Here is a 25,939-nt window from a genome sequence, read left to right as displayed (position 1 = left end):
ACAAATGATAATTTAAAACAAGCTAAACCTAGTGTCAAAGAGATTGAGAGTAAACGGGCATATTTTGAGATTTACTGACTTTTGCCGAGCTTAAAAGCTCATATCTTGGTCTATTATCATCAAATAGGCTTAGTGCATAAACTTTTACTTCTTTTAGTGTTAGTGCGTTTAGGGCATCTAAAAGTCGCTGCTGCATATGAAATTCGTGATCTCTGTTACCAATAGCAAGCCATAACCGTTGTGAGCGCAGGCGCAAGTTTTTATCTTTTTCTGCAATATGAGTACTAAGGCCATGTTTTTGCTGTTGCCAATCGTTTTCATCAAGTGCATCAATGTTATCAAGGTATTTTTTAATAAAGCTGTTATGACGATGCAATAATGTTTTTGCATCAAACTTAGGTGACTGCACATAAAATGCTATTCCAGCACGAGTATTAAAAGGTGCATAACCTGCGCCCACTAAATAACCTAGCTGTTGTGTTGTTCGTAACTCGTTAAAGTAATCTTGATTAATTAAATGATTTAACGCCATCATTTTTACTTTTTCGGCCACGCAATCAGTTTGCGCTTGATAGTAAACAACCATGGCATGGTCGCTACAAGGAAGTTCTAACTCGTAGCGAGTTACTTTTTTAATTTCAAAAAGAGGGCGTCTTAAATCTTCAATTATGGCTGCGTTTTTTAGGTGTTCGGCGACCTTTTTTTGAAAGGCTAATGCATCACTTTGCTGCCAGTTACCATGTAAAAATGATTCAACATGTAGTGCTTTAAAAAAGTCTGTTCTGAACTCATTAAATTGCTGAAAACAGGTGTTTTTTAATGCCGAAGCAAGCTCCCCAGGTTGAGGGTTCCAAGGCATTATTTTTGCGCCTAAAATACTAAACAACTCACTGACTGGTTTGTTTTGGTTGCTATTGCGCCAATGCCTTACAAGTTGTTTTTTATATTCAGCAAAGCGTTTTGCACAAATTTCTACATTAAATAAAGCATCTATTAATTGATCAACAAGCTCTAACTGACTGGATGAAAGCCCTGCGGTATGTAGAGTTAATCCACCTTGATGCGAGGTTAAGTGGTAGCTAAGTCCCGCAAGTTCTGCAGGATAAAATTGCTCGCCCACGCTATCCATAAATAAATCTGTAAATAAGCGGGTGAGTGCCATATGTTTTACATCTTTTACGGCAAAATCAGAATCCATGGCCAAATAAAAATGACCTTTAGCAACACGAAATGTGTTGTCTTGTTTAAACCAAAAGTCAAAACCGGGTTCTTTTACTAATAACTCGGGTTTTGTTTGTGGTTTTATGACATCAAATAACACCACTTCTTTTGTTAAATAAGGATTAGCGGTAGGCAGCAGCATTTCGCTCAGCGGTTTATTTATCTCGCTAAGTGCATCAAGCCAACTAGGTGAAATATGTTCTACTTTATATGGTGTGTTGTACCATGCGGTTTTATGTTCAGGCTCTACATCTGGATGTATAAGTACGATGCGCATATTATGTGGCGTTAACCACTGCATGGCCATTTCGTGGGTCGCTTTTTTAAAGCCTTCCATTAAATAGTCGCCTTGCACGTAGTTTGCTTCATCGTAATGCTGCATATTAATGCTTAAATTACTGACCCAATCAATCAAGCGTGACTTTTCTTGGTTATCAAATGCTATTTGTAATAGATTTTTTTTATCTTGATATAAACGCGGCAATTTTTCGGTGTTATCGTTAATTAAGCAAATGTATTCAAACACCATTTCAATAATGTCTTCGAAGTATTCAATACCTTCATCGGTAAGCGCTAAGCTAATATTAAAATCTTTAAAGTTGCTGCCATTAATACCACCGCCAGCAGAAAGCGCGTTTATCCAGCCTTGCTCTTTTAAAATAGAATAAAGAGAACCCGCGCCTTCATAGCCAAGTAAATGGGCAATAAAACTCACTGTTTTGTGGCGATAAAAGTCGTCAATATTAGGCATAGCAAAACTTATGATAAGTTTTTGCATATGCTTATGCGGCTCAATATGAAGTATTTTTCCTATGTCTTGTTTGCGATAGAGTGGCTCACTGATCTCTGGCTTTTTGAGGTTTTTATTACCCTTAATTGCGCCAAAGTAAGTTTGTGCCCAGCTTTGTAGTGTGTCTAATGTTTCGTTTGCGCAAATAACTAAAGTCATCCACTGAGCTTGGTACTGACTATTAAAAAAGTCGCGAAGCTCATCACTAATACAGCGCTCTCTGTCAGCTAAGGTTTGTAGGTTTCCTACAGAAAATTTAGCAAATGGATGAGCTGGATTTACCGTTTCTTTGTGGGCTTGATAAATACGGCGACCATCGTCTTTTATTTTTAGTTTAAACTCGGCTTCAATTGCGTTGCGTTCTTTTTCTGTTTCGGCTGAATTTAAAAGTGGCGCAATAAAAAAACGGCTAAATTGGGTAAGCGCCTGTTCAAATTCTTGGTTATTAATATCAAAAAAGTAACAGGTATGCTCAGTGCCAGTCCACGCATTAGTGTTCCCGCCAGCTTGCGAAACAAAATTATTAAAACTGCCTGAATCTGGGTATTGGTCAGTGCCTAAAAAAAGCATGTGCTCTAAAAAGTGTGCTAGACCTTGCCTATCAAGAGGATCGTCAAAATGCCCGGCGTTAACTGCCATTGATGCTGCCGCTTTTGTAGAATCTTTATCTTGCACTAATAGTACTTTTAGACCATTGTCCAGTGTAAAGGCGCGGTATGCTCTGTTATCATTGCGGCTGATATTCAAATGATGCTCCTGAAACTAAACGTTTACTTGTTAACAACAGATGATGGCTTCAGGAAAGCGAAATACAGCTTAAAGATTTACCTGAATCTCATGAAAGAATTATTTAGAAATAAATAGATTTATGTTGTTAATATAGCTGACAAATGGGCAAACTGGCTACTGTTTTATATTCTTTAATCGGTTGATTTTTTATGAAAACAATCCTAATAATGCGCCACGGCGAAGCAACACCCATGCAGGCTGATGATGCAGGTAGAAATTTAACCCAAGCAGGGCACGATGAAGCTGAAAAAATGGGCCTTTGGCTCAGTAAAGCACATTGCCCTGATGCACTGTTAGTTAGTCCTTACATTCGTGCACAGCAAACAGCTGCAGGTGTGGCTAAAAATAACGTATTTAAATTTAGCGAAACCACGCCCGATATTATCCCCGAAGGCAAACCTCAAATTGCTGCTGACTATCTTGAAACGCTTATTGCTACTCATCCCCAATGCAATACATGGCTCATAGTGGCACACATGCCTATTGTAAGTTATTTAGTGGACCAATTAAGCCCTGGTAATATGCCAATTTTTAATACAGGTGCTGTTGCTGTTATTAGTTATGATGAGCAAACCCAGCGTAGTAGTTATATAAGTATAAATGCCCCAGAAAACCTTTAAATATAAATAATTGAGAAAAGTAATATGACGATAGAACGCTTACAAACAGGTGCGCGCATGAGCCGCATAGTAAAACACAACGGCACTGTGTATTTATGTGGGCAGGTATGCGCCGACGCGCAAAAAGGTATTAAAGAGCAAACTCAAACTATGCTTGATAAAGTAGAGGCGCTGCTTGATGAAGCAGGGAGTTCAAAAGAACATATGCTTAGCGCGACTATTTATGTAAAGAGCATGGAATACTTTGCTGATATGAATGCAGTATGGGATGCATGGGTACCCGAGGGTTATGCACCTGCACGTGCCTGCGTGGAAGCTAAAATGGCACGTGATGCACTACTTGTTGAAATTTCAGTAGTTGCCGCTTTAAAAGAATAATAGCTTTAATGAATCGCTCCCCCGTTGTACTTATCACAGGCTCTAGCCGAGGTATTGGCGCAGCTACCGCACTATATTTTGCAAAGCATGGTTATGATGTTTGCATTAATTATAAAGCTGATTTAGCTAGTGCAATATTGGTGGCAGAAAAAGTAAAGCAATTAGGAGTTGAGGCTGAAGTAATTCAAGGTGACGTGTCACTAGAGGCTGACGTTTTAGCTTTATTTATGCATATAGATAAAGTCTTTGGTCAACTTGATGTACTAATAAATAACGCCGGTATTTTAAAACCACAAATGCCTTTGTTAGGAATGAGTGCTGAGCGCATAAACGAAGTTTTGACTACAAATATTACCAGTGCTTTTTTATGTAGCCGTGAGGCAATAAAGCGAATGGGAAATAGTGGTAGTATTGTTAATGTTTCATCGGGGGCCGCTAAAACGGGCTCTCCTAATGAGTACATTGATTATGCAGCATCTAAAGGTGCAATGGACACATTTACTATTGGCTTGGCAAAAGAGGTGGCAAGTAAAGGTATTCGAGTTAACTCGGTTAGACCTGGGCTTATTTACACTGATATGCATAGCGATGGCGGTGAAGAAAATCGAGTCGATCGTCTTAAAAGTAAACTACCCCTTGGCAGAGGCGGTACACCCGAAGAGGTTGCTGCAGCAATTTACTTTTTAGCTTCAGAGCACGCTTCTTTTACAACGGGTAGCTTTGTTGATGTAGCCGGCGGTTTGTAAGCTAAAGTAATAAAGCTAGCCAAAACGTAAAGCTAATAACACTTAAGATAGTAGAAAGTACGACAGCCCCAGCAAGCGTGGCTTCATGCTGCTTTATTTGAGTCGCAATAAGATAAGCATTTACGCCAACAGGGGACGCACTTAAAAGTACCAATACATTAAGTATTTGCGTGTCTAGCTTAAATACATAAGTGCCTACCAATAAAACTAACGCAGGCAATAAAAATATTTTTAAAACTGATGCTATTAACGCCGGTTGCCAATTTGCAGCTATTTTATAAAAAGCTAAATTTGCACCAAGTACAAATAGCGCACAGGCAATTGCTGGTTTAGCTAATAGCTCCAAACTATTTGCTAAGTCGGTAAACAGTGTAACTCCTAATATGTTTAATATAAGCCCGCATCCAATACTCAGTACTATTGGGTTTAACACCATACTTTTTCCAAAGTGCGACCACGAAAATTTATCGCTGCTACCTTTAGCGCCTATTAAAAATGTAAGTGCAAATAACAATGTGCTATGAAAAGTAATGATCATAAATGCAATGGCTATCATTTCTTTGCCAAGCGAGGCAATAACAATAGGAATACCCACTAACACCATATTTGAATAGCTAGAAGCAAGTCCAAATACACCGTGTTGTTGGTAGTTTTTTAAATGTTTTTTACTTAAATAAAAGCGATCAATTAATATACCCACCCCAAATACACTCAAAACAGGTATGTAAAAGCTCAAAAATGCAAAAAGGCTAATACTTTGCTGTAAGTTAATTTGCGACATATTTAATAATAAAAAAGCAGGCAAACTAATATAAAAAGTAAACTTACTCAGGCCTGCGATATGCTGCTTGTCGAAAAATTTTAATCGGCAACAGCTATAACCAAGCGCAACAATAAAAATGAGCGGAAAAATAATTGAAAAAATATGCACGTAGTTACATCCTGGTAATAGCTAAAGTTAGCGTCTAAATTCATCACTTTGCGGTAAATTAATTAGTATGAGTACAGCGCCTCTTCCACCATATTCGAGAGGGGCTTGGTGCATCGCTATTACGTCAGGGTGTTGTACTAAGTACTGAGGCACTTTGTGCTTTAGTACGCCGCCACCAATACCATGCACTACACATGCACAATAATAATGCTGCTTTTTACATTCGTGAATGAGCCCAGCGAGTTCGTCTTTAGCAAGTTCTTTATTTAAGCCGTGTAAATCTAGCGTCAAATCGGGTGCAAAGTCACCACGGCGAAGCTGTTTAGCTAGGAAAGTATCTTGGCCAGGTTTTACATATTTAACCGTGCCGTGGGTGTCTATATCGGGAATATAAACGTCTGAGAAGAAAAATTCAGATTGAGCCTGCTTTTTTTGCTGGGCAAATTGCTTAGCTTGTGACACCTTAGGCTTTGTATCAAAACGATGAGTATCTTGTTTAAATACTTTGGCGCCTGTGATCGTTTGACGAAATAAGCTTATGTCGTCATTGCTTAGGGACGAATGTGATGGAGTGTCTTTTTTCATAACTATTACCTAAACAAAAAAACGTAAAAACGCAGCGCAAAAGGCGGTACAATACTTAAATGAGGGGCAATTGTAATTTGCCCAGCGCAGATAGGCAATGCAATCGTCTTAAAGACTCAAAACAGTCAGTAAGCTAATACAGGTAAAAATATATGAGCGATTTACAAATAGAAGAAGCAACACTCGAAGAAGCCGTTGCAGAACTGTCAACTTTACATGACTGGTTACGTTGGACTACAAGCCAATTTGCAAGTAGTAGTATATTTTTTGGACACGGTACAGATAACGCATGGGATGAAGCTGTAAGCTTATTACTGCCTGCGCTTAGCTTGCCTGTTGATGCGCCAAAAGAATTAATGCACGCGCGTTTAACAAGCACAGAAAAAAACCGACTTGCGGGTCTTATTGCAGAACGTATTAACGACTGCACACCAGTACCTTACTTAACAAACATTGCATGGTTTGCGGGTATGCCGTTTTATGTGGATGAACGTGTACTTATACCTCGCTCACCATTTGCCGAGCTTATTAGTAATCGCTTTACGCCGTGGCTTGAAGATCCACAATCGGTAAACCGTATATTAGATTTATGTACGGGTTCGGGTTGTATCGCAATCGCACTTGCGCAAGCTTTTGAGCAGGCACAAGTTGATGCGGTAGATATATCGTATGAAGCGCTTGAAGTGACAGACATAAACATTAACGATTACATGTTGAGTGATCGCGTGTTACCGATTCAGTCAGATGTATTTAGCGGTGTACCAGGTCAAAAATACGACCTAATAGTAGCAAACCCACCATATGTTGATGCAGAAGATATGGCTGACTTACCACGCGAATTTCATCATGAGCCAGAGCTTGGGCTTGCATCAGGCCACGATGGTTTAGATGTAACCCGTACTATATTGAGCGAAGCGAGTGAACATCTAACTGATAACGGTTTGTTATTTGTAGAAGTTGGTAACTCTATGGTACATATGGATGCACTGTATCCGGGCGCGCCGTTTGAATGGATTGAATTTGAACAAGGCGGCTTAGGTGTATTTGTAATTAGCAAAAAGCAGCTAGATGAGTATTTTGCAAAATAAGTAAAAAATGAATAGCCAAGCCCTGTGCTTGGCTATTGGTAGTCATTAGGAATGAGGAAAGTTAATGGCAGGTAATAGCATTGGGCAGTTATTTAAAGTGTCCACCTTTGGTGAGAGCCACGGCGTTGCATTAGGCGGCGTTGTTGATGGTACTCCCGCAGGTCTTGAAATCACAGAGGCCGACTTACAAATTGATTTAGATCGCCGAAAACCAGGCCAAAGCCGTTACACAACGCAGCGCCGTGAAAGCGATCAAATAAAAATATTAGCAGGCGTTTTTGAAGGTAAAACCACAGGTACCAGCATTGGTTTATTGATTGAAAATACCGATCAACGCTCGCAAGATTACGGCAAAATTAAAGATGTATTTCGCCCAGGTCATGGCGATTACACGTATTGGCATAAGTACGGCTTGCGCGATTATCGCGGTGGCGGTCGTTCATCTGCACGCGAAACCGCGATACGCGTAGCGGCAGGTGCTATTGCTAAAAAATACTTAAAGCAATTTCATGGTATTGAAGTTAAAGCATGTTTAAGTCAACTTGGTCCTATCAAGGCGGAAACGTTTGACTGGGATGAAGTGGAAAGTAACTTATTCTTCTTCCCTGATGCAAGTAAGCTTGAAGCGCTTGACGAATATATGCGTGACCTTAAAAAGCAAGGTGACTCAGTTGGCGCTAAAGTAAAAGTAGTGGCAAGCAATGTACCTGTTGGTCTTGGTGAGCCAGTATTTGACCGCCTTGACGCTGAACTTGCACACTCATTAATGAGTATTAACGCAGTTAAAGGCGTTGAAATTGGTGATGGCTTTGACGTAGTTGAGCAAAAAGGCTCTGAGCATCGTGATGAACTAACCCCTGAAGGTTTTACATCAAATCATGCAGGTGGCGTACTTGCGGGTATTTCGACAGGGCAAGATATTATTGCTTCTATTGCGCTAAAACCAACGTCGAGCATTACCATCCCAGGTAACAGTATTAATACAAGCAACGAAGCGGTTGAGATGATCACTAAAGGTCGTCACGATCCGTGTGTGGGCATTCGTGCAATCCCGATTGCTGAGGCAATGATGGCCATTACCTTAATGGACCACTTACTGCGTCAACGCGGACAAAATCCGCATGTAAATCATCAGCACGGGCCAATTAACGGCTCAGTGTAAGTATTTATAATTATAAAAAACGCGGATTACCGCGTTTTTTTATGTCTGTAATTTAGTTTAAAGCCTTTCAGGAGTTGTTCAAGTAAGCCCTATATACTGCAAGAAGGAGGGTAGTAATCATGAACGATAATATTAATGAACACTCACAAATAAAAGCCCAAGCTGCAATAGCCCGCTTAGAACGTTTCAGTAAGTTAACGGATAGCAGCATTGGTATTCCTTTTACTAAATTTAATATAGGTTTGGAGGCGGTGATTGGTTTAATCCCTGTAATAGGTGATGCCGCAGGGCTAATTTTATCAAGCTATGTGCTGATAGAAGCGCAGCGTTTAGGTGTGAGTAAACGTATAAAGACTAAGATGATCATTAATATGCTCATAGATTTTGTGGGCGGCTTAGTGCCATTTTTTGGCGATATATTTGATGCGTTTTTTAAAGCTAACACGCGTAATACTCAACTATTGAAAAAACATTTAAACAAGCAGTTAAGTGAGTAATTAATAGCTTTAAGTAACCGTTAGCAAAGAGACTTTAAACAAAATGTTGTTGGTTGTTTAATCACCTAGTAAGGTAGGAGCGTCTATTCACTTTGGTATTTACAATATGCAATTATTCATCGGTAATAAAAACTACTCCAGCTGGTCATTACGCGCATGGTATTTAATGAGTAAATTTGATGTTGAGTTTAGTGAAACTCAGCTGGTACTCGACACCCCTTATTTTTACAATGAGCTAAAAAAGACCTTTGCTGTGCAAAAAGTCCCAGCGTTAATTGATGGCGATTTACAGGTATGGGATTCGCTAGCAATTTGTGAATATATTAACGATGCTTACTTATTGGGCGCTGCATGGCCAAAATATATTACCCAAAGAGCTAAAGCGCGTGCGCTAAGCGCTGAAATGCATTCAGGCTTTATGGCGCTGCGCAGCGAAATGCCAATGAATATAAGAGCTACCCGTAAAGTAGACCTATCGAGCGAAGCATTAAAAGACATAGCCCGTATAGACGAGATATTTGCACAGCAACAAGATGTGTTTCCAAATGAGTGGTTTTTTGGTGACTTTAGTATTGCTGATGCTATGTACGTACCTATTGTATTGCGTTTAAAAACATATCAAATTACGTTATCGCCAGAGGCGCAACAATATTGTGACTTTGTTATGCGTTGCCCCGTATTGCAAGTATGGATCACTCAGGCATTAACCGAAACCGATATTGTAGAGTGTGATGAAGCAGGAACGCCTGTATAATTATTGTTTTTCATATGGCATGTTTTATGCCTTAAAATCATAAGTTTAAACTAGGCAGCTCATGTATCTAAATCACCCAAGGTATGGCAATAAACCGATAACTACCAATACCTCAGTGACAATAGAGGCGATAGAGAATGCGCACTGGCGTTACTCGAGGCTTAAATACTTCCCTAATACGGTAATATTGGCAGATATAAAAAAGCAAAACTATGCCATTGACCCCCGAATACTCTATGTTGATATTGAGGTGCAGTGCGAGACTTGCTCTAAGGCATTTATTTTTTTTGCTCAAGAGCAGCAGTATTGGTTTGAGGTACTTGATTTTTGGGTCGATTCACACTGTACACGTTGTTTTGAATGCCGTAAGCATGCCAGATATATACTAACTCTACGTAAACGGTACGATATGTTAACTAGCTTAGCCAATAAAACCTCAAGTGAAAAAACACAGCGTAAAGAACTTGCCAATACGCTTTACTGTTTAGGTATTATTAAAAATATCAATAAAGTGAAAGATTAATCAGCTTATATTTTACTATCACGCCTTATTTTTACTTTAGTTGTAAAAGCCCGTACAATTCGTCTCGTTTTTAGTGCGCTAATATGGCGCTGTAACCGAGACGAATTAATCAATTTTTATGCATCAAATAGCTGATCTAATTTCAATTTTTGAGCGCACTTTTTATCAAAGTCACAATACACGACTGATAAAAGGCGATTGTGAGCCTGTGTATTTACCAGCAACAGAGCAGGTGCCATATCACCAAGTTGTATTTGCGCATGGTTTTTATGCCAGTGCATTACATGAAATAGCACACTGGCTGGTGGCCGGTGATGCACGTCGGTTATTAGAAGATTACGGCTATTGGTACTGCCCAGACGGGCGCGACAAACAAAAACAAGCTGAGTTTGAAAAGGTAGAAATAAAGCCCCAAGCTATAGAGTGGTTATTAAGCACCGCAGCAGGGTTTAATTTTAATGTGTCGGTGGATAACTTAAACGGCGAACAAACGTGTCGGTTTGATTTTCAGCAGCGCGTACATGCACGGGTATTATCGCTAATCGAAAATGGCTTTAACTCCCGTACAGAATCACTTTTAAAAGCACTGTGTGATTTTTACAATACACCGTGGCCATTAACAGCGCAGCAATTTAATTGGCAACATCCAAAGGAGCTTTGTAATGGCGTTTAAATTAGGCTTAATTGTAAACCCTGTAGCAGGTTTAGGTGGCACAGTTGCCTTAAAAGGCAGTGATGGCGCACACACAGCCGCTAAAGCAATTGAATTAGGTGCAGAGCCAAAAGCAAATAGCCGAACAAAAGCAGCGCTTGAGGTGCTATTACCTTATAAAGAACGCTTAACTATTTACACTGTTAACGGTGACATGGGTGAGCAAACAGCAAAAGCTTTGGGCTTTAATGTAGAGGTTGTATATAACACTGCAGCAATAACAACCCCAGATGACACAGAACAAGCCGCAAAAATACTTAAAAACTCTGGTGTTGATTTAGTCTTATTTGCCGGAGGCGACGGTACAGCACGTAACATTTGCCATGCAATAGAGGATACCATTCCCGTACTTGGTATTCCCGCAGGTTGTAAAATTCATTCTGGTGTTTACGCTATCACACCAAAGGCTGCAGGGCGCGTAGTCGAAATGCTGGTTAAGGGTGAGTTAGTTACCTTAGCCGATGCAGATGTAATGGATATAGATGAAGATGCTTTCAGGCAAGGTACAGTAAAAGCCAAACGCTACGGCGAAATGCAAACACCTAGCGAAGTACGCTATATGCAAGCGGTTAAAAATGGCGGTAAAGAAACCGACGAACTCGTACTTGCCGACATTGCAGCGCATGTTGTATCGCAAATGGATGAAGACACATTTTATATTATGGGTAGCGGCTCAACGGTTGAAGCCATAATGGAAGAAATGGGGCTTGAAAATACGTTACTTGGTGTTGATTTAATAAAAGATCAAACCTTAGTTGCCCAAGATTTAACGGCTAAACAATTACTTGAGCTTACACATGATCAAAGTACTAAGTTAGTCATTACGCTCATTGGCGGGCAAGGGCATATATTTGGCCGTGGTAACCAGCAATTGAGTCCTGTGCTTATACGCGCAATTGGCAAAGAAAATATTATTGTAGTAGCAACAAAAACAAAACTACAAGCGCTTAATGGTCGCCCCCTTATTTGTGATACAGGCGATGGCGAATTAGATGATGAATTAACCGGTTATATTAAAGTAACTACCGGATTTAACGACCATATTATGTATGCAGTAGGGCACCAAAACCTTGAAAATACAGGTGCTTTGCAAAACCAGGAGATTAATAAATGAGTTTAGTGAACTATATCGATGCAGCCCAGCAGTACTTCGATGATTTAGTAATAAAAGCAACTGACGATGAGTTATTTGCTGGCGGCTATTTACGAGGTCATTTTGATCTTGCAGTTGGTTATGCCGAAGTAGAAAAGCTGACAATCAGTATAGATGAGCTAAACGAAACTGTAGAGCAAAGCTTAGTTAAAGCATATCGCAACGGCGAGCTTAACGAAGAAGACAAGGCATTAGTTGCACGCTTGTGGGATGAAGTTAAAGCCCTCGCTTAACCCTAAGTGGCAAAAAAACACGATTTGTTTATCACTATCGTGTTTTTTTGTGCCCAAAACTTTTAAAGCACATTCCCATGTTAATTTACTGTTTTGTTTTTATGCGATATTGTTACTAAAATAAATTTTAGGAACAATAAGAATGAATAATAATCAAGACGCTTTACCTTCAGGGGTTGTAGCGCGTTTTTTAAATTTTGTTGAGCGAGTAGGAAATAAGCTTCCAGATCCAGCCGTAATATTTCTATTTGCAATGTTATTAATTTGGTTTTTGTCGTGGTGGTTTTCAGGCGTGAGCTTTGATGCAATAGACCCACGTACCGGTGAAGCGATTATTATTAATAATATGCTGGCAAGTGATTCGCTCGCTACTTTTTTATCCTCTATGGTAAAAACCTTTACTGGCTTTGCTCCCTTAGGTGTCGTGTTAGTAGCTATGTTAGGTGTCGGTGTTGCAGAGCATTCGGGCTTTATTAATACCGGTCTTAAGTTAATGCTTAAAGTTACTCCTAAAAAGCTATTAACGCCTTCAATCATTTTAGTGGCTATTGTGAGCCATACCGCTACTGATGCAGGTTATGTATTAGTTATTCCACTTGCCGGTGTTATATTTTATGCTGCAGGACGCCATCCGCTTGCGGGTATTGCAGCTGCATTTGCAGGAGTCAGTGGTGGTTTTGGGGCTAACTTTATTCCATCGGGTATCGACCCATTACTACAAAGCTTCACCCAAAGTGCGGCGCAAATAATTAATCCTGCAATAACAATTAACCCGTTAAATAACTGGGCATTTGCTTCAGCATCTAGCTTATTTATTGTGGTATTAGGCTGGTACATTACCGATAAAATTATTGAACCACGTTTACAAAAAACAGCAGTTGATGGTGCTAAAGAGGATTTACCTGTATTTGAAGATGCACGTAGTGATGAAAAACGTGCCTTTTATATAGCCAGTACCGTGATGATTGCTGGACTTGCGTTATTAGCATTTGTCTCTGCTCCAGACGATTCTGCAATGCGCAGTAGTGATGGATCCCTTACTAATTTTAGCTCTCCTTTAATGCAATCAATTGTACCACTAATATTTTTACTTTTTTGGATCCCAGGCACTGTATATGGCTTTACGGTAGGTACCTTTAAAACTTCAAAAGATATGATTGATGCTATGAGTAAAGCGATGAGCGGCATGGCATATTATATCGTCATGGCGTTTTTCTGTTCGCTATTTATTGCTGCATTTAGTAAATCAAATTTAGGTGCACTGCTCGCAATTGAAGGTGCGCAGTTATTAAAGGCGATGGAATTGCCAAGTGCAGTAACGGTTGTAGGCATTATCTTTTTAACTGGCTTTGTTAACTTGTTTGTAGGTTCAAGTTCAGCAAAATGGGCGTTACTTGGCCCCATTTTTGTACCGATGTTAATGCAACTCGGTATTTCGCCAGACTTAACTCAAGCCGCTTATCGTGTAGGTGACTCAAGCTCTAATATTATTACACCGTTAATGCCATACTTCCCATTGGTGGTGGTGTACTGTCAAAAGTATGTCAAAGGCACCGGTATAGGCACTTTAATTGCTATTATGCTGCCGTACTCAATCGCCTTTATGATTGGCTGGAGCATCTTTTTATTAGGTTATTGGGCACTTGGTATTCCTTTAGGTTTAGATGCAAGCTACATTTATCCAGCATTGCCTTAACCTAAACCTTTATGAACCTCACTCACTTGAGTGAGGTTTTTAAATAAAAGTCCTGTAATGTAAAAGTAAGTCTAAGTTACCTTTCTAAATCTCTCACTATATAGCCAAATAAGCTGGCCTCTCCAACAATATACACATAATCATTTTTGTTGTTCATTATTGTAGACTTATCGTCATACCACCTAAAATCATGAATCTTATTCGTTTTAGGGTCTTTGAAGTATAAACGAGTACAGCTATCTTCATACTCAGTGCCACACTCTTGTACATCGGTCAGGATGTATTCTTTATACCAATAGTCGCCTTGCGTGTAGTAAGCCCATAATTTAATAGGATCAGAGATAAAAATATAGAGTATTCCATAGATTAATAAAGGGGATAATGGGTACATGAAAATGGATGCTAATTTTATTTTAGTATCTGAGAAATTATATTTAAGTGATTCTCTATATTTACTGCAGCGTTTATATTTATTGAAAATAAGTATATTTAAATAGATAAATAGTGCACAACAGATAATAGGGAGGGTTATAAAGAAAACAACGCCGTATAGTTCATTTGAGATGAATGGTGGATCTGTAAAGTCCATTAAAATAGGTATAGTGATGCATAATAAAATGGGGAGTACTATTGCTACAAAGAGCAAGTTGTCGTAAATCTTTTTCAATTTTTAATTCGTCCGTGAACTATAGCCTTTGTCTAGTTTACAGAATTTTTGTTATTTTAAAAATCAGAGAAATGTATTTATAGGCATTAAGCAACCCGAACTCAGGCTAAAAAAACTATCTCAAGCCGCTATTGAATTGACGCGAAAGTTTACTTTTTTTCACTGTAGCAGCTTAAAAACAAAAAAACCTTGTCACTTTCGTGGCAAGGTTTTTTTATTAAAGAGTCGTTGCTTATTTAGCTGTGAAGCTTACAGGGCGACGTTCTTTACGAGGACCGCTGCGCTTATCACCGCGTGCGCCGTCATCTTTATTAAAGCTGCGTTTCTTATCACCAGCTGGACGCTCAGAGCGTTCGCCACGTGGTTCAGCAGGACCTTGATCAGTTGTAATTGTTAAGCCCATAGGGCGTTTACAAATAAACACTTTTTGGAAGTGATCAAGTACATCTTTAGGCATGTTTTGCGGTAATTGAACCGTGCTGTGATTGTCGTGTAGACGAATATCACCAATAAACTTGCTTGAGATGTCAGCTTCGTTAGCGATAGCGCCAACAATATTTTTAACCTGAACACCATGTTCACGACCTACTTCGATACGGTACGTATCCATAGGACCTGCATCACGGCTGTTACGTTCGCGAGGTTTACGCTCAGCGCGCTCTCCACCACGTTCGCCGCCACGTTCGTTACGACGTCCACGGTCACCACGATCGTTGCGTGAATTGCGGTCGTTACGCTCATTGCGTTCACGAGGTTGAATCTTAACTTCTTCAACTTTAATTGGCGACTGTTGCTGTGCTAAACACAGTAACGCACCCGCTAAGCTTTCAAGAGGAAGATCAAGTTTTTCAGCCATGTTAGTAGCTACTTCATTGAAGAACGTGATGTCTTTGTTTTCAAGCGCAATAGTTAATTTTGCTTGTAACGCTTCGATACGTTTTTCTTCAACAATTTTTGCTGTAGGTAATTCAACTTGAGCAATTTCAGACTTCGTATGACGAATGATATTTTTAAGTAAATAACGTTCGTTATGTTTTACGAATAAGATTGCTTTACCAGTACGACCAGCACGACCTGTACGGCCGATACGGTGAACGTAGGCTTCCGAATCTTGTGGGATATCGTAGTTGATAACTAAGCTTAAACGGTCAACATCTAGACCACGTGCCGCTACATCTGTTGCAATAACAATGTTTAGCATGCCACTTTTTAAGCGATCTACAGTGCGTTCACGTGCTTGCTGGTTCATGTCACCGTTAAGTGGAGCAGCAGAGAAACCTTCGCGCTCTAATAACTCAGCAAGTTGTACTGTATCGTTACGCGTACGTACGAAAACAATAGCACCTTCATATTGCTCAGCTTCTAAGAAGCGAACAATTGCTTTATTTTTATGTACGCTTGCATTCCAAAACACTTGCTCAACAGATGATACTGTCGAGTTACGCGCAGAAATATGAACCTGTTCAGGATTGTTCATATACTTGCTGCTGATGTTTTGAATTTGCTTAGGCATAGTCGCAGAGAAAAGACATGTTTGCTTTTCGCGCGGTGTTTTTTCCATGATGCTTTCTACATCATCGATAAAGCCCATACGTAACATTTCATCGGCTTCATCAAGTACAAGTGCTTGTAGAGCATCAAACTTGATAGTGCCACGGTTAATGTGATCGATTAAACGACCTGGAGTTGCAACAATAACCTGAGCGCCACGACGAAGTGCGCTTAATTGGATACTGTAGCTTTGGCCACCATAGAGTGCCAATACTTCAATACCACGAACATGTTTAGCATATTGTTCGAATGCCTCAGCAACTTGGATCGCAAGCTCACGTGTTGGTGTGAGTACAAGGATCTGTGGCTGTTTCACAGACGGGTCAATATTATTTAGTAATGGCAGTGCAAATGCTGCGGTTTTACCTGTACCCGTTTGAGCTAGTCCCAGTACGTCCTTTCTTTCTAGCAATAACGGTATACATTGAGCTTGGATTTCAGATGGTGTCTTGTAACCCAACTCTTCAACTGCCTTCAAAATTGCAGGAGAAAGATTTAGAGATTCAAACGTGACTGGTTCTGACATTAATACGCCTCAACGAATTTAAAGAGGCGCGCATTATATAGGATTCGCGAGGCAAATGCTTGTATAAATTGAAACTAATTTCTATGTGTTTGATGTTGGTCGAAATTTAACCAGTTTAATTTAGGGTTTATTAAACTGGTTAACATATTTAATACAACGCTTATTTGTACAAGCCTAGGTTTTCTTTTGCGTAAGCTTCAAATTCTGTAAATCCACCGATGTGATTTTGATCCACAAAAATTTGTGGAACGGTAGGGCAAGGTTTACCAGCTGACTTTTCAAGGTCGGCTTTACTAATGCCTTCTTTAATTATATCAATGTAGCGAAATTTAAAGTCATCACGTTCATTTGATAGTTGCTGCGCAACATCTTTTGCACGAACACAATATGGACAACCTTCACGGCCAAAAATTACAGTTAACATAGCTTTCTCCTCAATTTGATTAAAATCAGTTTAAATGATTGAAAAATTATTTAAAGCAAAAAAAATCGATTAGACCATTCTAATAAAAACTATAAATCATATATTGCATAGCAATATGATTTGCAAAATGCGAATGAGAAACTAAAGTGCTGTCTGTCTAATACTTAAGTATATGAATGCAAGTGTGTTTACAAGAATTAATTTGTGGCACATAACTTGATGATTAAGAGGTATACATTGGGTTAACGAGAATACTTTATGAATATTAATAGTCACGTTTTAGAAATTATCCAAGGGGTAATCGGTAAATATTGTGAAACCCAAAATCGAAATTTTTCAGTTACTTTAATTAACAAGTTGCAATGTAACTACGTTTGTTTGCAAATCCCTCTTGAGCAAATGATTGCGCAATGCGAGGAATTTCTGATTCCAGCGCTAGAATCTGTAAAGCAGAGCTTTTTACTTAACCTAGAAGCAAATATACAAGGGGTTAGCCTTCATTACCAGATTGATGATTCTGAGCAAGTAAGCACGCTGGATTTTCATGGGCTTTTAGCAACAAAAGAGTCTGTTAGTTTGGCACTTGATATTAGCCAAAATATAGACGTTCTAACTGATTGTGAGGCGTTATTTAAAAGTTGTTTAATAACATCGGATAATACCCATGAGCGCTTTGGCTTAAATTTTAAATTATTCAATAGCACTTTTAAGGAAACGGTACAGATTGAGGATTTACGTCACCTTAGTGGTGACGCGCTAACTGATAAACTAAATGGTGACAGCATAAATAGACACATAAAGTTATGCACTATTAGCGACATCAGTGAGCTGAGCCAAGAGAATAAACTATCTAAAAAAATATTAGGTTGGCCATTTTTTGATACTGATCTCATTACCATTTTAACAACATTTCATACGCAAACACGTTTATCTGTATTAGTGGCGGATGACAGCTTACCAAGCCAAATTGCAACAAAAGTGATGCTCGAAATGCTGGGCTGCTTAGTAACATGTGCAGAAAATGGCGCTAGTGCTTTAACGCTTGCTCAAAATGAACCATTTGATTTATTGCTCTTAGATGAGCGCATGCCAGGAATGTTTGGCAGTGACGTCGCACAGCAATTGGTGCGTCAAAATACCCCTAATAATAATACACCCAAAGTTATTTTAACGGGGCTAACAGGGGATGAGCAGATAGCTGAGTTATTTGAAAAAGGTATTACGCACTATTTACAAAAACCAGTGACCAAAGCAGTGCTCGAAAAGTTTATTAAACCTTGGCAATTAGCGTCTTAAATTGGTTAATAAGGTGGCAATGATGCATGACTTTTCTAAAACAGCGCTTATTTTGATTGGTTTTCAAAATGATTACTTTTCACCAAAAGGTATTTTGTATGACGTGGTTGAAGAGTCGTCAAGAATTACTGGCGTGGTAGAAAATACACTCTCTTTATTGGCCGCCTGTGCAGAGCAATTTGCGTTAGTTGTTAATACACCCATTCATTTTACACAAAACTACAGTGAGCTTAAAAATCCTATTGGCATATTAAAAGCTATTGCAGATGTGGGCGCATTTAAAGCAGGTTCGTACGGCGCTCAAACCATTGAGCAGCTAGATTTTTTTAGCAATGTTATAGAAGTGGTGCCTGGGAAAAGAGGTTTAAATGCTTTTACACATACTGCTCTAGCGCAAAAGCTCAAAGAACATGGTGTCACTAATGTAATTTTAGCCGGTACGGTGACTTCTATTTGTATTGACTCAACTGCGCGAACGGCTGTTGAACTTGGTTTTAACGTCACTATTTTAAGTGACTGCACATCGAGTCGCACTCCTTTTGAACAAACTTTTTACTGTGAAGAGGTTTTTCCTCTTTATGCGCGAGTTTGTGATAGCAAAACTCTTATTAAGCATTGGAGAGAGCATGGATAACTACGATGAACTACAAGTGCAAATTCAATATGCATTGGTTGAAAAGCTCTCCAATAGTAATCGACGTCAAGCAAAGCTATTAGCTATTTTAGATGAATGTATTTTTGAGTGTGATACACATTTAAATCTTACCTATATTAACGAAGCGTGGGAGAAGAAACTAGGTTACTCAAGCGATTCATTAATTGGTTCTAATATTACTAAGTTAATGAATTGCGATGATATTATGCATTTTGTTGCATACAGTTGTTGTTTGCTTGAAGGAAAGCAGACTCCTAGTGTAGAAATACAAATAAAAAATAGTCTCGGACTCTTAAACTGGTTTGAGTTGAGGCTAGTTTATGATGAAAAAAGCGGTTTTATAGGTTCACTCTATGACATTCAACGTCATAAAGATTCTCAATTTTTACTAACGCAACAGCAAAAATATGTAAAACGCTTATCGCTTGTTGCGAGCCATACAAATAACTTAGTAATAATTACAGATAAATTTGGCGTAATTGAGTGGGTTAACAATAGTTTTGAAGTACTTACAGGTTACACCTGTGATGAGGTTATAGGCACCAGTCCTGGTCAATTACTGCAAGGGCCAAAAACATGTGAAAAAAGCCGTAAGGTCATGTCTCATGCCGTAAAAAATGGACTTCCTTTTCAAGTTGAAACTACAAATTACGATAAAAACGGTAATATTTATTGGGTTGCTATTGATGCAAACCCAGTGCGAGATGATGAAGGCCAAGTAAAGCACTTTATCGCTATAGAAACTAATATTACGCAGCGAGTTAAAGCCGAACAAGCAATGGCAGAGATAGAATATAATTATCACTCTGTCGTTGATAATATCCCTGATATTGTTTTACGCCTAGATACATTTGGTAATCTATTATTTATAAATCAAGCATGGCAGCGAGTGTTACACAGCAGGGTAGATGAGAGCCTTGGCTTACCTATAATTAAGTTTATAGCAAAAGAAGATGTAGAAAAAATTAGTAGCACTTTGCTTGATTATAAACAAGGTAAGCGTGATATACGTCGCTTTGATATACGTTTAATTAATGCACAAGGTATAAATAACTGGGTCGAAATTACACTTACTCCAATTGTTGGTGGCTACGAAAGTGATTTATCATCAATTGCCGCGACACTTGTGGATATACAAGAGCGTATTGAAAGCGAGCAAATATTACTTGAAGCTAAACATCAGGCAGAAACCCTAGCGGAGTCAAAAAGCCGATTCATGGCAAATATTAGTCATGAAATTCGCACGCCATTAAATGCTGTTATTGGATCTGCAGATATTTTGCATCATACCGGTTTAACTTCTGAACAAATGCGCTATACACAAATGATTAAAACAAGTTCTGACGCGCTATTAAGTGTATTGGACGATGTATTAACGTACTCACGTTTTGAAGCACAAGCCATAACACTCAATAATCAGCCATTTAGTATTGATACGTGTATTGAAGAAGCAATAGATATAATTTCCCAAAGCGCTTTACAAAAAGGGCTTGAGGTTATTTTTGATTTTTATCCTGATGTACCAGCTCAAGTAATTGGTGATCATGCCCGTATAAGACAAATAGTCATAAATTTATTAGCCAATGCGATTAAGTTCACTCAACATGGTGTAATAACGGTTACTGTTAAGTGCACTCATATTGAAGGTAATAATTTAAACCTTTATTTATCTGTAAAAGACACGGGTATGGGAATTGCAAAAAATAAAATTGACAGTATGTTTATGCCTTTTATTCAATCCGATAATTCAATTACTCGAAAGCATGGTGGCAGTGGCTTAGGGCTTGCGATATGTAGGCAAATTTGTGATGTAGTAGGTGGAGATATTTCGGTTAGTTCTGAGTTTAATAAAGGAAGCGAGTTTATAGTTAATTACCCGCTGCAAATAGACACAACTGACTCAATTTTAAGAGAAGGGTTTGCAGCACGAAGTAAAAAGCCAAAAGTATGGATAGTAGGAAATCACGAAATTCTAAAAACAGCCTTGGAGCATACGCTCACTCGGTTTTCTATCACTTTTGAACACTACGAAGTATGCCCAGATATACCCAAGTACGATAGTTTTCCTGATGCAATTGTACTAACTGATCCTCAAATGTTAGCCCAAACACGCGAGCGTATAAATACATACAACTCCCTTAATTCACCGTGTTTACTCATCCTAGATTTACTAGGTAAAAGCTTATTACCGCAAAATATTAACGACAGAGAGCTTAGGTTAAATGGCCCTTATAAAGTATCCCATGTACTACGGGCAATTAGTTTATTAGAAGAGCAGCTGTTTCATTTGGATATTATATTTACCAATCGTGAGCAAAAAGAAACTTTAGAAAGCCCCTTAGGGTTAACTCAGTTAAGCGGAACCAATGTATTAGTTGCTGAAGATAATACGAATAATCAAATTGTAATTCGGCAGTTTTTAGAACAAAAAGGTTGCCGTGTGCATATTGTTAGTGATGGTCAAGAGGCAATAATAAAGGCGCAAAGCGATGAAATTGATATTATTTTTATGGATATCCAAATGCCAATACTCGATGGGATTTCTGCAACTAAAGCAATCAGAAAGTTAGGTATAACCACTCCTATAATAGCACTCACTGCAAATGCGATTCATGGTGATAAAGAGCGATTTATAGACGCGGGGATGAATGACTATTTAGCTAAGCCAATTGTAAGTGAGACACTTTATTTATTACTTGATAAATATGCCCCAGAGCAGGTTATTGAATCTAAACATTTAAAGCTCTCTCGTTTAGCGCAAGTGTGGGAAAATCTGAGTTGAGCAATGAAGGCTAGGGTTTGTTAAACGTTTAGGGTTAAATTTGTAGCAGTGTGGTTATTTTCCATAAATGGGCGATAACGTAGCATTAATGCCAAACAGGCGCTGCCCAAAGGGATCTTCCTAGGGGCTATTTACTCTTTGTTGCCAACATGGATGTAGGTAAGGGGCGTGAGCAGAACGCGGAAGCTTTGCTCGGTCTTACATCGATGTAAGTCAGTAGGGTAACGCAGGAGCAGTTACCGATCCCGCTAGGTTATAAACCTCGCGCCGCGATTAAACCGCCTGTAGTTTGAACGAATTTTAATCCGCAAAGATCAACAGACAATATAAAAAGTGGGTTTGTGTTGCATAAAACTTGATAAACGGAGAAATTAACCTAGTATTTTAGGGGTAAGTTAAATTTATTTTTTAGTAATTAATGAGTGTTTTTAGTGTGTTTTTTTTAATTTGATTCGCAAATTGCAATTCAAAATAAAAATAAACTGTTATGAACTTTATTTAAATACTCAATCATACCTTTAATTTATTTTAACGACATGATTTTGTAAGGTTTTTACTTTTTTGTAAAGTTGTTATCTGGTTGGCACGACTTTCGCAATATATTAATTATCAAATCAAGACGAATTTAGTTAAATTTTTAAGGGGTGCAATATGCAAACAAACACAAAAGCCAAACAACAGCCTAAAGGTAACAATTGGGTACTAACACCTGAAATTATGGTTTTGTCAATTTTGCTTGTTGCCACTTTAGTAATAGGTATAACAGTTTTACGAGGTAGCGATTCGATTGAACCGCTGGCAGATATTCAGCCAATTACTTTTACACAGGCTGATGTTGAAAACGCGCAGTTGATGAGTAATACGTTTGACTCGCAAAATACCAACTATGCACAACATGTAACAGCTTCTAAAAACGAAAATAACGACACTCTTCCAAACTAGAGACTTTTACGCAGGTAACTATTTATAGTTGCCTGCGTTTTTTTATGTTCCTACCACCAATTTAATTTTTTATCCCTCCCCATAAAATTATTTATATTCTCTTAAATTTAGATGGTGCTTAACCTAAACAGGGTTTTATCAAAGCTTTCTCTTTTCTCATATACAATTGCTAATATTAGCTTTGGTCAGTATCTATTAACTGGCTTATCTGTGTTTTATAAGCTCGATTAAGCGCTCACTTGCCAATTTAGCTGCATTGCAAACTGAATTGCAAAATGCGAATGAAATGGGAGAAGTAAAGTCATTTAATTTTCTAGTTTAACTACTTGAATATATTGATTTTTATTTCTGTTTTTTTGTATTTAAAATGGCCTGTAAATTGCTCTTTAATATAATAAGTCACTAATAGTGAAACCGGAGCAAAATCATGAGTGCGTTTAAATACCTAGAATCGGAAAAACCAGTCAATCTAGCAAGATGGCATGAGTTAGAGAGAATCATGTCTGATTCAATGCAAAATAATTATTTTAAAATGGTTTATCAACCGCTTGTATCATTGGGATCTGGAAAGCTGGTCGGCTTTGAGTCGCTAGTAAGGTGCCAATCACCGCGCTTTGGCATTGTTGGCCCTGATGAGTTTATCCCTCATGTAGAGCAATCTGGAATGATTTTAGAATTAGGTGACTGGATTTTTGAGCAATGTTTGTCTGATTTAAAACATATGCGGCAGTTTGGTATGACAGATATTGCTGTTTCATTAAATATTTCACCGGTACAAATCTTAGATGGTGATGTGTTTTCAAAAGTAATGTCTTTGCTAGAAAAGCACCAAATACCACCACAGGCTATTAAAGTCGAATTAACGGAAACAGCGCTCATTCATAGTCCTGATAAAATAGCTAAGGCGTTTGAAAACTTCCATAAAGAAGGCGTAAAGGTGTGGATTGATGATTTTGGCACTGGGTATGCCTCTTTAGGTTTACTTCGTCAATTTGATATTGATGGTTTAAAAATTGATCGCAGTTTTGTAAGTGGTATTGCAACTAATAATGAAGACTTTACGTTATGTAGCGCAATTATTGCGATGGCTCAACGATTGGGTTTACAAACGGTAGCAGAAGGTATTGAAGAGAATGAGCAATTACAAATATTAGAACAACTTGGTTGCGATATAGCTCAGGGATACCTGCTAGATAAGCCGCAAACGTTAACTAAAAGTATTGATACTTGGGCTTTGTAAATGTTTATATTCATTTTGATTTGCAAAATGCAAAAAACAAATTACTCTTAAACTACAACTCTTACATATTATTAGTGTACGAAGTTTTAACTTCCACAAAGGTTATCTATGCCCATATCAGAGCAGTTTGTCGATAAAAGTATTACCGAGCTAAATGTATTAACTCAACTCGAAAAGGATGTTGGGACAACCGTGTTAGCTCGTTTAATTAAATTATTTATTGATGAATTAGTTACTATGGCTAACCAATTAGATACGGCAATTAGTAGTGAAGATACTATAAAAATTAAAGAAGTAATGCATGTCTTAAAAAATTCAGCAGCTTTATATGGTGCATCTGCTTTAGCTGCGTTAGCAACACAATTACACGATTCGCCACCGTCAACTACACAAGAAAACTTGCACGCAGCGCTTGTTATTAAACACAACTTGGATAAAACCCGAGATGCGTATCAAATAATGAGTAATAGTATAGCTATCTAGGAGAAAGCCGTGTCAGATATAATCGATAAAGGTCTTGTTTATATTGTTGAAGATAGTATTGCCAGTGGTGCTTTATATGCAAGTCAGCTTGAACAGGCTGGTTTCCAATGCAAACACTTTACAGATGGGTACTCTGCTTTAGTAGGTATTAAAGAAAAAATGCCAGCGGTCATAGTACAAGACGTATGCTTGCCAGATATAAGTGGGCTTGAGGTATTACAATTTGTAAATAAGCAGAAAAATCCTGCTAATGTAGTCATGATCACCTCAAACAGCTCTATTGATATTGCAGTGGAAGCAATGCGTTTAGGCGGTTTTGATTTTTTAGAAAAACCTTTCACAAGTCAACGACTCATTAGCTCAGTAGAAAGTGCGTTGACGCCAAAAGAGCAAGTTAAAGTTCAACCATTGGTTAAAAACAGGGATAAAAATCAAGATTTTGTTGGTGAATCACTGGCAATGAAAACCGTTTTTAGATTACTTGATAGTGCAGCTAGAAGTAAAGCGTGTGTATTTATCACAGGTGAAAGTGGAACCGGTAAAGAAGTTTGCGCACAAACCCTTCATGATACAAGCCCGAGAAATACAGGACCATTTATTGCCATAAACTGTGCAGCTATCCCTGCTGAGCTATTTGAATCAGAATTTTTTGGTCATGTTAAAGGTGCGTTTAGTGGGGCATTAAGCGATCGAAAAGGGGCTGTTGAAGTGGCCAACGGCGGTACCTTATTTTTAGATGAATTATGTGAAATGGAACTTAACTTACAAGCAAAGTTATTACGCTTTTTACAAACAGGCATTTTTAGTAAGGTGGGTAGTAGTGAAGTATTACACAGCGATGTTCGTTTAGTCTGTGCAACAAACAGAAACCCAATCATAGAGGTAGCAGAAGGGCGTTTTAGAGAAGATTTATATTACCGTTTAAATGTTATCCCCGTAAAGCTCCCCCCTTTAAGAGAACGCGGAGGCGATATATTACTGCTTGCTGAGTATATTTTGAAACAAAAAAGCGATAGTAATGCAAAGCATTTCACTGGTTTTTCTGATGAAGTTAAGGCGCTTTTTTGTAATTACGATTGGCCAGGAAATATTCGCGAACTACAAAATGTAATTGAAAACACCGTCGTTATTAATGATGGCGATGTAATTGAAAAAGACATGCTACCAAGCTCATTTGGGTTAGGCGCTGTGAAGCACTCGATATCCGCTAAGTCAGTTCACAATACAAACGAGCAGAGTGTTCAATTATCGCCTATGTCTGTTCACGATATAGAACCTTTGTGGCAAGTTGAAAAAAGGGCGATTGAAAATGCAATTAAAAGCTGTGAAGACAATATTCCTCTTGCTGCTGCTTATCTAGGGGTTAGTGCATCTACCATTTATAGAAAAATAAAGGGATGGTCTTAAAGTTATAATCGATTTTTAATTACACTTTTCAGGTTGAATTAATAAAAGTTACCCTAAGCTCTATGGGTAAGAGCAAATTAATTTTTAA

General features: G+C 38.4%; 25 protein-coding genes. 19 read left to right on the top strand and 6 right to left on the bottom strand.

Going from position 1 to position 25,939, the window contains the following annotated elements:
• Positions 1-34 precede the first annotated feature (34 nt).
• On the bottom strand, positions 35-2,758 hold the full coding sequence (locus tag JG479_RS11265; protein ID WP_149602981.1) for an insulinase family protein: 2,724 nt from the start codon (positions 2,756-2,758) through the stop codon (positions 35-37).
• 191 nt (positions 2,759-2,949) lie between these two features.
• On the opposite strand from JG479_RS11265, the gene sixA reads away from it, so the two are divergent.
• The 3 genes from sixA to JG479_RS11250 are packed head-to-tail and all read left to right on the top strand — an operon-like array spanning position 2,950 to position 4,544.
• Positions 2,950-3,420 carry a phosphohistidine phosphatase SixA gene (sixA, locus tag JG479_RS11260; RefSeq protein ID WP_200219339.1) on the top strand — a complete coding sequence of 157 codons (471 nt, stop codon included), beginning with the start codon at positions 2,950-2,952 and terminating at the stop codon, positions 3,418-3,420.
• A gap of 24 nt (positions 3,421-3,444) precedes the next feature.
• Positions 3,445-3,798 carry a RidA family protein gene (locus JG479_RS11255; RefSeq protein WP_002962161.1) on the top strand — a complete coding sequence of 118 codons (354 nt, stop codon included), beginning with the start codon at positions 3,445-3,447 and terminating at the stop codon, positions 3,796-3,798.
• An 8-nt stretch (positions 3,799-3,806) separates the two neighbouring features.
• Complete coding sequence (locus tag JG479_RS11250; RefSeq protein WP_039489246.1) at positions 3,807-4,544, top strand: SDR family oxidoreductase; 738 nt, start codon at positions 3,807-3,809, stop codon at positions 4,542-4,544.
• 1 nt (position 4,545) lies between these two features.
• Here JG479_RS11250 and JG479_RS11245 read toward each other — a convergent pair whose 3' ends face one another.
• Positions 4,546-5,475: an AEC family transporter gene (locus JG479_RS11245; RefSeq protein WP_138489420.1), complete on the bottom strand. Its 930-nt coding sequence runs from the start codon at positions 5,473-5,475 to the stop codon at positions 4,546-4,548.
• 27 nt (positions 5,476-5,502) lie between these two features.
• Positions 5,503-6,060 carry an endonuclease SmrB gene (gene smrB, locus JG479_RS11240; RefSeq protein WP_007377742.1) on the bottom strand — a complete coding sequence of 186 codons (558 nt, stop codon included), beginning with the start codon at positions 6,058-6,060 and terminating at the stop codon, positions 5,503-5,505.
• Positions 6,061-6,212: 152 nt separating this feature from the next.
• Here smrB and prmB point away from each other — a divergent pair, with 152 nt between their 5' ends.
• The 9 genes from prmB to JG479_RS11195 all read left to right on the top strand — a co-directional run bounded on the left by prmB (position 6,213) and on the right by JG479_RS11195 (position 13,878).
• The gene (gene prmB / locus JG479_RS11235; protein WP_182673897.1) at positions 6,213-7,148 is read left to right on the top strand and encodes a 50S ribosomal protein L3 N(5)-glutamine methyltransferase; all 936 of its coding nucleotides are present in this window, start codon (positions 6,213-6,215) and stop codon (positions 7,146-7,148) included.
• 64 nt (positions 7,149-7,212) lie between these two features.
• Positions 7,213-8,310, top strand: coding sequence for a chorismate synthase (gene aroC / locus JG479_RS11230; RefSeq protein ID WP_200219338.1), 1,098 nt, complete (start codon positions 7,213-7,215; stop codon positions 8,308-8,310).
• 119 nt (positions 8,311-8,429) lie between these two features.
• Positions 8,430-8,807, top strand: a complete 378-nt coding sequence (locus JG479_RS11225) for a DUF4112 domain-containing protein (protein ID WP_024591638.1) — start codon at positions 8,430-8,432, stop codon at positions 8,805-8,807.
• Positions 8,808-8,913: 106 nt separating this feature from the next.
• On the top strand, positions 8,914-9,561 hold the full coding sequence (locus JG479_RS11220) for a glutathione S-transferase family protein (protein ID WP_200219337.1): 648 nt from the start codon (positions 8,914-8,916) through the stop codon (positions 9,559-9,561).
• A gap of 61 nt (positions 9,562-9,622) precedes the next feature.
• The gene (locus tag JG479_RS11215) at positions 9,623-10,084 is read left to right on the top strand and encodes a zinc-ribbon domain containing protein (RefSeq protein ID WP_188085204.1); all 462 of its coding nucleotides are present in this window, start codon (positions 9,623-9,625) and stop codon (positions 10,082-10,084) included.
• A gap of 118 nt (positions 10,085-10,202) precedes the next feature.
• The gene (locus JG479_RS11210) at positions 10,203-10,757 is read left to right on the top strand and encodes an elongation factor P hydroxylase (RefSeq protein ID WP_200219336.1); all 555 of its coding nucleotides are present in this window, start codon (positions 10,203-10,205) and stop codon (positions 10,755-10,757) included.
• A complete protein-coding gene (locus JG479_RS11205; protein WP_200219335.1) occupies positions 10,747-11,910 on the top strand; it encodes an ATP-NAD kinase family protein in 1,164 nt (387 codons plus the stop codon). Before JG479_RS11210 ends, JG479_RS11205 begins: the two co-directional genes overlap by 11 nt.
• On the top strand, positions 11,907-12,182 hold the full coding sequence (locus tag JG479_RS11200) for a YfcL family protein (RefSeq protein ID WP_024596509.1): 276 nt from the start codon (positions 11,907-11,909) through the stop codon (positions 12,180-12,182). The genes JG479_RS11205 and JG479_RS11200 overlap by 4 nt, the downstream gene beginning before the upstream one ends.
• Before the next feature lie 142 nt (positions 12,183-12,324).
• Positions 12,325-13,878 carry an AbgT family transporter gene (locus JG479_RS11195; protein WP_200219334.1) on the top strand — a complete coding sequence of 518 codons (1,554 nt, stop codon included), beginning with the start codon at positions 12,325-12,327 and terminating at the stop codon, positions 13,876-13,878.
• 76 nt (positions 13,879-13,954) lie between these two features.
• On the opposite strand, the gene JG479_RS11190 is transcribed toward JG479_RS11195, so the two are convergent.
• The 3 genes from JG479_RS11190 to JG479_RS11180 all read right to left on the bottom strand — a co-directional run bounded on the left by JG479_RS11190 (position 13,955) and on the right by JG479_RS11180 (position 17,046).
• On the bottom strand, positions 13,955-14,545 hold the full coding sequence (locus tag JG479_RS11190) for a hypothetical protein (protein WP_193226092.1): 591 nt from the start codon (positions 14,543-14,545) through the stop codon (positions 13,955-13,957).
• A gap of 232 nt (positions 14,546-14,777) precedes the next feature.
• Positions 14,778-16,622 (bottom strand): DEAD/DEAH box helicase, encoded by a 1,845-nt coding sequence (locus JG479_RS11185; protein ID WP_024606656.1) that lies wholly within the window; start codon positions 16,620-16,622, stop codon positions 14,778-14,780.
• Between the two features lie 160 nt (positions 16,623-16,782).
• Positions 16,783-17,046, bottom strand: coding sequence for a GrxA family glutaredoxin (locus JG479_RS11180; protein WP_024605333.1), 264 nt, complete (start codon positions 17,044-17,046; stop codon positions 16,783-16,785).
• A gap of 258 nt (positions 17,047-17,304) precedes the next feature.
• Between JG479_RS11180 and JG479_RS11175 the strand changes: the two genes are divergently transcribed.
• The 7 genes from JG479_RS11175 to JG479_RS11145 all read left to right on the top strand — a co-directional run bounded on the left by JG479_RS11175 (position 17,305) and on the right by JG479_RS11145 (position 25,851).
• A complete protein-coding gene (locus tag JG479_RS11175; RefSeq protein ID WP_234047853.1) occupies positions 17,305-18,342 on the top strand; it encodes a response regulator in 1,038 nt (345 codons plus the stop codon).
• 19 nt (positions 18,343-18,361) lie between these two features.
• On the top strand, positions 18,362-18,976 hold the full coding sequence (locus JG479_RS11170; protein ID WP_234047852.1) for an isochorismatase family cysteine hydrolase: 615 nt from the start codon (positions 18,362-18,364) through the stop codon (positions 18,974-18,976).
• Positions 18,969-21,779: a PAS domain-containing hybrid sensor histidine kinase/response regulator gene (locus tag JG479_RS11165; RefSeq protein WP_200219332.1), complete on the top strand. Its 2,811-nt coding sequence runs from the start codon at positions 18,969-18,971 to the stop codon at positions 21,777-21,779. The genes JG479_RS11170 and JG479_RS11165 overlap by 8 nt, the downstream gene beginning before the upstream one ends.
• Before the next feature lie 651 nt (positions 21,780-22,430).
• The gene (locus JG479_RS11160; RefSeq protein ID WP_039489278.1) at positions 22,431-22,721 is read left to right on the top strand and encodes a hypothetical protein; all 291 of its coding nucleotides are present in this window, start codon (positions 22,431-22,433) and stop codon (positions 22,719-22,721) included.
• A 499-nt stretch (positions 22,722-23,220) separates the two neighbouring features.
• The gene (locus JG479_RS11155; RefSeq protein ID WP_039489281.1) at positions 23,221-23,961 is read left to right on the top strand and encodes a putative bifunctional diguanylate cyclase/phosphodiesterase; all 741 of its coding nucleotides are present in this window, start codon (positions 23,221-23,223) and stop codon (positions 23,959-23,961) included.
• Between the two features lie 108 nt (positions 23,962-24,069).
• Positions 24,070-24,444, top strand: a complete 375-nt coding sequence (locus JG479_RS11150; RefSeq protein ID WP_039489282.1) for an Hpt domain-containing protein — start codon at positions 24,070-24,072, stop codon at positions 24,442-24,444.
• A 9-nt stretch (positions 24,445-24,453) separates the two neighbouring features.
• The gene (locus JG479_RS11145) at positions 24,454-25,851 is read left to right on the top strand and encodes a sigma-54-dependent transcriptional regulator (protein ID WP_082007326.1); all 1,398 of its coding nucleotides are present in this window, start codon (positions 24,454-24,456) and stop codon (positions 25,849-25,851) included.
• Positions 25,852-25,939 lie beyond the last annotated feature (88 nt).

Origin of the sequence: Pseudoalteromonas sp. LC2018020214, from assembly GCF_016598755.1 — a bacterium.
Classification (GTDB): domain Bacteria; phylum Pseudomonadota; class Gammaproteobacteria; order Enterobacterales; family Alteromonadaceae; genus Pseudoalteromonas; species Pseudoalteromonas distincta.
The sequence above is the reverse complement of the archived record's forward strand: the minus strand, read 5'-3'. Positions and strand labels throughout refer to the sequence as shown.

Coding starts and splice junctions, on each gene's coding strand:
- JG479_RS11165 (WP_200219332.1), top strand. CDS start 18,969: ATGGATAACTACGATGAACTACAAGTGCAAATTCAATATGCATTGGTT.
- sixA (WP_200219339.1), top strand. CDS start 2,950: ATGAAAACAATCCTAATAATGCGCCACGGCGAAGCAACACCCATGCAG.
- JG479_RS11155 (WP_039489281.1), top strand. CDS start 23,221: ATGTCTGATTCAATGCAAAATAATTATTTTAAAATGGTTTATCAACCG.
- aroC (WP_200219338.1), top strand. CDS start 7,213: ATGGCAGGTAATAGCATTGGGCAGTTATTTAAAGTGTCCACCTTTGGT.
- JG479_RS11150 (WP_039489282.1), top strand. CDS start 24,070: ATGCCCATATCAGAGCAGTTTGTCGATAAAAGTATTACCGAGCTAAAT.
- smrB (WP_007377742.1), bottom strand. CDS start 6,060: ATGAAAAAAGACACTCCATCACATTCGTCCCTAAGCAATGACGACATA.
- JG479_RS11210 (WP_200219336.1), top strand. CDS start 10,203: ATGCATCAAATAGCTGATCTAATTTCAATTTTTGAGCGCACTTTTTAT.
- JG479_RS11250 (WP_039489246.1), top strand. CDS start 3,807: ATGAATCGCTCCCCCGTTGTACTTATCACAGGCTCTAGCCGAGGTATT.
- JG479_RS11220 (WP_200219337.1), top strand. CDS start 8,914: ATGCAATTATTCATCGGTAATAAAAACTACTCCAGCTGGTCATTACGC.
- prmB (WP_182673897.1), top strand. CDS start 6,213: ATGAGCGATTTACAAATAGAAGAAGCAACACTCGAAGAAGCCGTTGCA.
- JG479_RS11180 (WP_024605333.1), bottom strand. CDS start 17,046: ATGTTAACTGTAATTTTTGGCCGTGAAGGTTGTCCATATTGTGTTCGT.
- JG479_RS11160 (WP_039489278.1), top strand. CDS start 22,431: ATGCAAACAAACACAAAAGCCAAACAACAGCCTAAAGGTAACAATTGG.
- JG479_RS11195 (WP_200219334.1), top strand. CDS start 12,325: ATGAATAATAATCAAGACGCTTTACCTTCAGGGGTTGTAGCGCGTTTT.
- JG479_RS11175 (WP_234047853.1), top strand. CDS start 17,305: ATGAATATTAATAGTCACGTTTTAGAAATTATCCAAGGGGTAATCGGT.
- JG479_RS11200 (WP_024596509.1), top strand. CDS start 11,907: ATGAGTTTAGTGAACTATATCGATGCAGCCCAGCAGTACTTCGATGAT.
- JG479_RS11225 (WP_024591638.1), top strand. CDS start 8,430: ATGAACGATAATATTAATGAACACTCACAAATAAAAGCCCAAGCTGCA.
- JG479_RS11215 (WP_188085204.1), top strand. CDS start 9,623: ATGTATCTAAATCACCCAAGGTATGGCAATAAACCGATAACTACCAAT.
- JG479_RS11205 (WP_200219335.1), top strand. CDS start 10,747: ATGGCGTTTAAATTAGGCTTAATTGTAAACCCTGTAGCAGGTTTAGGT.
- JG479_RS11170 (WP_234047852.1), top strand. CDS start 18,362: ATGATGCATGACTTTTCTAAAACAGCGCTTATTTTGATTGGTTTTCAA.
- JG479_RS11255 (WP_002962161.1), top strand. CDS start 3,445: ATGACGATAGAACGCTTACAAACAGGTGCGCGCATGAGCCGCATAGTA.
- JG479_RS11185 (WP_024606656.1), bottom strand. CDS start 16,622: ATGTCAGAACCAGTCACGTTTGAATCTCTAAATCTTTCTCCTGCAATT.